This is a genomic window from Nonomuraea corallina (assembly GCF_027620315.1).
Classification (GTDB): domain Bacteria; phylum Actinomycetota; class Actinomycetes; order Streptosporangiales; family Streptosporangiaceae; genus Nonomuraea; species Nonomuraea corallina.
In genome coordinates, this window is record NZ_JAPNNL010000258.1 from 1 (window position 1) to 7,039 (window position 7,039).

Consider the following 7,039-nt stretch of genomic DNA (forward strand, 5'->3'; position numbering starts at 1 on the left):
GGTCATGTGCTCGGCGGTGCCGACGTGGTGCTCCTTCTGCTTACGCATGCCGGCCAGGCCCAGCAGACCGAGCAGGCCGAGCAGACCCCACAGTCCCGCGTTGCCGCCGCCCTCGCTCTGCTGCGGCTGCGGCGACGGGTTGACCTGGCTCTGCGCGGCGGGGGCGGCGGGAGTGTCCGCCGTCGCGGCCGCGGCCGGGGCGAGCGTCAGAAAGAAGGCCAGCCCCAGGCCCGTGAGCGTCTTGCGCATTGGGTTCCCCCGATCCGGCGGTCTGCCGACCTCCGGAGACCGCCTGTCGCGTCTCCCGGCCTTTCCCGGAAGGCTTCCCCTGACGGGGCGGATCTTCGTCTTCCCTGCTAGACGTAGCCCTACCAAGGCAGTCTTGGCTGAAACCTCTTCCCCCGGCAGCCGACACCTTGTAAGAGGATCGGAACGTACGGCGACACCTTGCGGTTACGGGCATACCGGTGCAGCGGCGATACTCAAGACATGTCCGAGCTTCTCGCGCGCCACAAGGCCGTCATCCCCAACTGGGTCGGCCTCTACTACAACGAGCCCATCGAGATCGTCAGCGGCAAGGGCAACCGCGTCGTCGACGCCGACGGCAAGAGCTACCTCGACTTCTTCGCCGGCATCCTGACCAACATGATCGGATATGACGTCCCCGAGGTGCGCGAGGCCGTCGAGCGGCAGATCGCCACCGGCGTCGTCCACACCAGCACGGTCTACCTGCTGCGCGGTCAGATCGAGCTCGCCGAGAAGATCGCCCGGCTGTCCGGCATCCCGGACGCCAAGGTCTTCTTCACCAACTCGGGCACCGAGGCCAACGAGACCGCGCTGCTGCTCGCCACGTACGCGCGCAAGAGCGACCAGGTGCTCGCCATGCGGCAGAGCTACCACGGCCGCAGCTTCGGCGCCGTCAGCGTCACCTCCAACCGGTCCTGGAAGAACAACTCCCTGTCCCCGCTCAACGTGCACTTCCTGCACGGCGCGGACCGGCAGCTCGCCCAGTTCAAGGGCATGTCCGACGCCGACTACATCGCGGCGTGCGTGGACGACCTGCGCCACGTGCTGTCGACCGCCGTCTCGAACGACGTGGCCGCGCTGATCGCCGAGCCGATCCAGGGCGTGGGCGGCTTCACCATGCCGCCGGACGGGCTGTTCGCCGCCTACAAGGAGGTGCTGGACGAGCAGGGCATCCTGTTCATCTCCGACGAGGTGCAGACCGGGTGGGGCCGCACCGGCAGCGCGTTCTTCGGCATCCAGAACCACGGCGTGACCCCCGACATGATGACCTTCGCCAAGGGCCTGGGCAACGGCTTCGCCGTCGGCGGCGTCGTCGCCCGCGGCGAGCTGCTCGACGCGCTGCACGCGGCCGGCGTTGCCACGTTCGGCGGCAACCCGGTCTCCATGGCCGCGGCCAACGCCACCCTCGACTACGTGCTCGACCACGACCTGCAGGCCAACGCCGCCAGGACCGGCAAGATCATCATCGACGGCCTGCGCGAGGCCGCGAAGCGGCTGCCGATCGTCAGGGACGTGCGCGGCAAGGGCCTGATGTTCGCGGTCGAGCTGGACACCCCCGCCCAGGCGTCGCGGTTCATGGAGGAGACCAAGAAGGCCGGGCTGCTGGCCGGCAAGGGCGGCCTGCGCGGCACCGCGATCCGCATGGCCCCGCCGCTCACCCTCTCGGTCGACGAGGCCACGGAGGGGCTCGGCATCATCGTCAACGCACTCGAAGTCATCAACGCAGAGGCAGCACAGCAGTGAAGTCAGTCAAGCACTGGATCGACGGAGCTCTCGTCGACGGCGACGGCCGCACGTCGGAGATCTTCAACCCCGCCACCGGCGAGGTCAGCGGCACCGTCGCGCTGGCCTCCGTCGCGGACGTGGACGCCGCCGTCGCCGCCGCCGCGGCGGCCTTCCCCGGCTGGCGCGACACCTCCCTGGTCAAGCGGGCGCAGGTGCTGTTCGCCTTCCGCGAGCTGATGTACGCGCACCGCGACGAGCTGGCGGCGCTGATCTCCGCCGAGCACGGCAAGGTGCACGGCGACGCGCTCGGCGAGGTGGCCCGCGGCCTGGAGGTCGTGGAGTTCGCCTGCGGCATCCCGCACCTGCTCAAGGGCGGCTTCTCCGAGGGTGTATCGACCCGGGTCGACTCGTACTCGATCCGCCAGCCGCTCGGGGTCGTGGCCGGCATCACGCCGTTCAACTTCCCGGCCATGGTGCCGATGTGGATGTACCCGATCGCGATCGCGTGCGGCAACACCTTCATCCTCAAGCCGTCGGAGAAGGACCCGTCGGCGTCGCTGCTGATGGCGCGGCTCTGGCAGGAGGCCGGGCTGCCCGACGGCGTGTTCAACGTGGTGCAGGGCGACAAGGTCGCCGTGGACCGGCTGCTGGAGCACCCCGACGTACGCGGCGTCTCCTTCGTCGGCTCCACCCCGATCGCCCGGTACGTCTACGAGACCGGGACCGCCCACGGCAAGCGCGTGCAGGCCCTCGGCGGCGCCAAGAACCACATGCTCGTGCTCCCCGACGCCGACCTCGACCTCGTGGCCGACTCGGCCGTCTCGGCGGGCTTCGGCTCGGCCGGCGAGCGCTGCATGGCCATCTCGGTGGTGCTGGCCGTCGACCCGGTCGGCGACGAGCTGGTGCAGAAGATCGTCGAGCGGGTCGCGCGGCTCACCGTCGGCCCCGGCGACGATCCCGCGTCGGAGATGGGCCCGCTGGTGTCCGGGCCGCACCGCGACAAGGTCGCCTCCTACCTCGACCTGGCCGTCGAGGAAGGCGCCAAGGTCGTCGTGGACGGCCGCGAGACCGCCGTCAAGGGCGGCGGCAAGGCGTCCGAGACCCCCGGCTTCTGGCTCGGCCCCACCGTGATCGACCACGTGACCCCCGGCACCCGGGTGCACACCGAGGAGATCTTCGGCCCCGTCCTGTCGATCGTCCGCGTCTCCTCGTACGAGGAAGGGCTGGAGATCATCAACGGCGGCGAGTACGGCAACGGCACGGCCGTCTTCACCAACGACGGCGGCGCCGCTCGGCGCTTCCAGAACGAGGTGGAGGTCGGCATGATCGGCATCAACGTGCCGATCCCGGTGCCGATGGCGTTCTACAGCTTCGGCGGCTGGAAGGCCTCGCTCTTCGGCGACACGCACGTGCACGGCGCCGAGGGCGTCCACTTCTACACCCGCGGCAAGGTCGTCACCTCGCGCTGGCTGGACCCGTCGCACGGCGGCGTGAACCTCGGGTTCCCCACCAACAAGTAGCCGCGCGCCGGGGGCGGACGGCGGCGATCACCGCCCGCCCCCGGTAAGCTCCGAGGCGTGATCCGCAACCGTCTGCCCGCGCTGGCCCTCGCCCTGGCGGCGCTGGCGGGCACGGGCGCGGCCCAGGCCGTGGCGGGTCCCACCCCCGGTTCCACGCCCGGCCCGGCGGACACGCCGAGCCCCGTGCCGAGCCCCGTGCCGAGCCCCGCGCCGAGCGAGAGCCCCACGCAGAGCGACGGCACGCTGCAGATCCTCGCCTACCGCGGTTACGCCGAATACGGCGGCATCAGCCCGCAGGCCAACTGGACCGGCACGTTCGAGAAGGACACCGGCTGCCGGCTGGCCCGCATCGACACCGTGCAGACCCCCGAGGAGATGTCCGCCAAGCTGGCCGGGCACGCCTACGACCTCGTCTCCGCCGGGCCGGTGCTGGCCGCCGAGCTGATCGAGGCGCGCAAGGTCCAGCCCGTCGACGCCGGCCGGGTCGACGGCTACGACGACATCCCCGAGCGGCTGCGCGACCTGGTCGCCGACGGCGACACCGTCTACGGGGTGCCGTTCCTGTGGGGCTACCACGAGTTCCTGTACGACACGAGCAGGGTCAAGGGCGGCGACCTGGCCGACGTGTTCGGCTCCGACCGGGTGATGCTGCGCGACAGCCCGCTCACGCTCGCGGACGTCGCGCTGGCGGGCGGCGCGGAGGACCCGTTCGAGCTCGACGCCGAGCGGCTGGGCCAGGCGGCCGAGCGGCTGGAGGCGACGCCGGGCCGCACCTTCTGGACCAACCAGCTCGACCTGGTCAAGGGCTTCGCCAACGGCTCCGTCGACTACGGCCAGGCCACTCCTCACCTGCGCGAGCTGCTGGTGAGAGCCCGCCAGCCGGTCAAGGCGGTCGCGGCGCCCCGGGTCACCGGCTGGGTCGACTCGTGGATGCTCGGGGCCGGCGTGACCGCCACCGACTGCGCCTACCACTGGCTCAACCGGATGACCGGGACCGACGCCCAGCGTGACGCCGCCGCCTGGAACGGCCTGGCGCCCGCGAATACCAAGGCGTGCAAAGGCCGCGCCAGGAGCGTCTGCGAGGCGTACGGTGCAACCAGGAGCAACCGCCTGGACCGCGTGGTGTTCGCCACGCGGCCGCCGGGCGACTGCCGGCCGCCCAAGGGGGAGTGCGCCGACTACGCCGCCTGGTCGCAGCGGTGGCGGGAGCTCGTCGATTAGCGGGGCCGGTTCGTGCCGCCCCGCGTCACCGTGTCGCGGGCGCGCCCATCCCCCGCTGGGTGCGACCTGCTGAGACGCCCCGGGCCTTCCCCCCGTCCCGGGGCGTCTCGCTGCCCGGCGGCCTCAGCGGGTCGCGGTCAGCGGGTCGCGGTCAGCCGGTCGGGTCAGCGGGTCGGGAAGGCCACCACCGTGGCCGGCGGGGTGGGCGCGAGGGCGGCGGCGCAGTCGGCGCACGCCATCGCCACCATGTCGTCGGGGAAGCGGCCGACGCGCACCCGCGGGCGCGGCCACCTCTTGTAGCACACCACGCAGGCGTCGCCGTCGCGCTGGGCGGTGGTCATGCCCTCAGGGTCGAACGTCAGCATCTCCGGTGCCGTTCTGGTGGGACCCCAGTTCATCACGTTCCCCCGCAGCGGTCGCCCGTCGTCGTTCGGATCCGTTATAACCCTGGCGGGATCCGTGATCGTCTAGTGGCGCGTCAAGTAAGGGTGAATTTTCTACCCATGGCACACGATTTACACCACAAATCGGGCATCCAGCGACAAGCCGGATGCCCGATTTGTGGTCGTATCAGAGGGCGGCGATGGCCTTTTCGAGGATGCCCAGGCCCTCGTCCAGCAGGTGCTCGGGGATCACCAGCGGCGGCAGGAACCGCAGCACGTTGCCGTACGTCCCCGCGGTCAGCACCAGCAGGCCCTCGGCGTGGCAGCGCTTGACGACCTCCTGGACCGCCGTCGGGTTCGGCTCCTTGGTGCCGGGCACCACGAGCTCGATCGCGATCATGGCGCCGCGCCCGCGCACGTCGCCGATCACCCCGAACCGCTCCTTCATGGCCCGCAGCCGGGGCAGCATGATCTCGCCGATCCTGCGGGCCCTGCCGACCAGGTCCTCCTCGGCGATCGTCTCCAGCACGCCCAGCGCCGCCTCGCACGCCAGCGGGTTGCCGCCGTACGTGCCGCCGAGCCCGCCGACGTGCACCTTGTCCATCAGCTCCGCCCGGCCCGTCACCGCGGCCAGCGGCAGACCGCCCGCGATGCCCTTGGCGGTGACGATGATGTCGGGCACGACGCCCTCGTCCTCGCAGGCGAACAGGGTTCCCGTGCGGGCGAAGCCGGTCTGCACCTCGTCGGCCACGAACACGATGCCGTTGTCCCGGCAAAACTCCGCGATCCGCGGCAGGAACCCCTTGGCCGGCTCGATGAAGCCGCCCTCCCCGGCGATCGGCTCGATCACCACGGCCGCCACGTTCTCCGCGCCGACCTGCTTGCTGATCATGTCGATGGCCTGGGCGGCCGCCTCCTCGGCGCAGTTCTCCGGACCCGTCGGCCAGCGGAACGGATAGGCCAGCGGCACCCGGTACACCTCCGGCGCGAACGGGCCGAACCGGTGCTTGTACGGCATGTTCTTCGCCGTGAGCGTCATCGTCAGCAGCGTGCGCCCGTGGTAGCCGTGGTCGAACACGACGACCGCCTGACGGCCGGTGGCGTGCCGGGCGACCTTGACCGCGTTCTCCACCGCCTCGGCGCCGCTGTTCACGAGGAACGTGCGCTTGTCGTGGTCACCGGGGGTGAGCTCGTTCAGCTTCTCGCAGACGGCCACGTACGACTCGTACGGGGTGACCATGAAACACGTGTGGGTGAAGTCGGCGACCTGCCTGGTGACCCGCTCCACCACCTTCGGCGCGGCGTTGCCGACGTTCGTCACGGCGATGCCGGAGCCGAAGTCGATCAACGAGTTCCCGTCGGCGTCCTGCACCACGCCACCGCCCGCGCGGGTGACGAAGACCGGCAGGGTCGTGCCGATGCCGGACGGGACGGCGGCCTGCTTGCGGGCCAGCAGCTCCTGCGATTTCGGGCCGGGGATCGCGGTGACGACGCGCCGCTCCTGGGGAATGCTCATGCCTCCGACGGTACGGCGGCCGTCCACCAGGCCCGATATGTCGATATGTCACACTGAGGGGGCTTCTCTTCGCCGGAATGGACAAAACACGGATGGCACCATCGCTGCAGGTCGTGGCGCGACGGACGGGCCTGCGCCCGCTGGCCGGCTCGCTCGACCGCGACGTGCGCTGGGTGGCCGTCAGCGAGCTGGAGGATCCGACGCCGTTTCTGGAGGGCGGCGAGCTGGTGCTGACCACCGGGATGCGGCTGACCCACGACTTCCCCGCCTACGTCGGGCGGCTGGTGGCGCGCGGCGTCGCCGGGCTCGGCGTGGCGGTCGGGCTCACCCACGAGGAGGTGCCGCCCGCCCTGGTCGAGGCGGCGCGCGCGGCCGGGCTGCCGCTGCTGGAGGTGCCCAGGGAGACGCCGTTCATCGCGGTCACCAAGGCGGTCAGCGATCTGCTGGCGGCCGAGCAGTACGAGGAGGTCACCCGGGCCTTCGCCGCCCAGGGCCGGCTCACCCGCGCCGCCCTCCATCCTGACGGCGCCCACGCGGTCATCGACCGGCTGGCCAGGGAGCTGGGCGGGTGGGCGGCGCTCTTCGACGACGCCGGCGAGGTGCTGCACGCCACCCGGGGCGCCAGGACACGGATGGTGGCGGCGGAG

At 71.3% G+C, this 7,039-nt stretch carries 7 protein-coding genes; 4 read left to right on the plus strand and 3 right to left on the minus strand.

The genetic code is table 11. The features are described from left to right. Nucleotides 1-249, minus strand: a 249-nt coding sequence (locus OUY22_RS34775) for a WGxxGxxG family protein (protein WP_270159557.1), incomplete at its 3' end; no start/stop codon positions are given. A 240-nt stretch (nucleotides 250-489) separates the two neighbouring features. Between OUY22_RS34775 and OUY22_RS34780 the strand changes: the two genes are divergently transcribed. The 3 genes from OUY22_RS34780 to OUY22_RS34790 are packed head-to-tail and all read left to right on the plus strand — an operon-like array spanning nucleotide 490 to nucleotide 4,493. Continuing rightward, the gene (locus OUY22_RS34780; protein WP_270159558.1) at nucleotides 490-1,770 is read left to right on the plus strand and encodes an aspartate aminotransferase family protein; all 1,281 of its coding nucleotides are present in this window, start codon (nucleotides 490-492) and stop codon (nucleotides 1,768-1,770) included. After that, a complete protein-coding gene (locus OUY22_RS34785) occupies nucleotides 1,767-3,272 on the plus strand; it encodes a CoA-acylating methylmalonate-semialdehyde dehydrogenase (protein ID WP_270159559.1) in 1,506 nt (501 codons plus the stop codon). Before OUY22_RS34780 ends, OUY22_RS34785 begins: the two co-directional genes overlap by 4 nt. Before the next feature lie 57 nt (nucleotides 3,273-3,329). Next, the gene (locus tag OUY22_RS34790) at nucleotides 3,330-4,493 is read left to right on the plus strand and encodes an extracellular solute-binding protein (RefSeq protein ID WP_270159560.1); all 1,164 of its coding nucleotides are present in this window, start codon (nucleotides 3,330-3,332) and stop codon (nucleotides 4,491-4,493) included. Nucleotides 4,494-4,657: 164 nt separating this feature from the next. Here OUY22_RS34790 and OUY22_RS34795 read toward each other — a convergent pair whose 3' ends face one another. After that, a complete protein-coding gene (locus OUY22_RS34795) occupies nucleotides 4,658-4,858 on the minus strand; it encodes a hypothetical protein (protein ID WP_270159561.1) in 201 nt (66 codons plus the stop codon). Nucleotides 4,859-5,063: 205 nt separating this feature from the next. Then, entirely contained in the window at nucleotides 5,064-6,392 is a 1,329-nt protein-coding gene (gene gabT / locus OUY22_RS34800) for a 4-aminobutyrate--2-oxoglutarate transaminase (protein WP_270159562.1), read from the minus strand. A 92-nt stretch (nucleotides 6,393-6,484) separates the two neighbouring features. Between gabT and OUY22_RS34805 the strand changes: the two genes are divergently transcribed. Beyond that, nucleotides 6,485-7,039 (plus strand): PucR family transcriptional regulator ligand-binding domain-containing protein (locus OUY22_RS34805; protein ID WP_270159563.1); only part of this gene is annotated, 555 nt, incomplete at its 3' end.

Bases quoted from the DNA above. Each gene is read 5' to 3' on its own strand.
- OUY22_RS34795 (WP_270159561.1), bottom strand. From the start codon at position 4,858: ATGCTGACGTTCGACCCTGAGGGCATGACCACCGCCCAGCGCGACGGC.
- gabT (WP_270159562.1), bottom strand. From the start codon at position 6,392: ATGAGCATTCCCCAGGAGCGGCGCGTCGTCACCGCGATCCCCGGCCCG.
- OUY22_RS34780 (WP_270159558.1), top strand. From the start codon at position 490: ATGTCCGAGCTTCTCGCGCGCCACAAGGCCGTCATCCCCAACTGGGTC.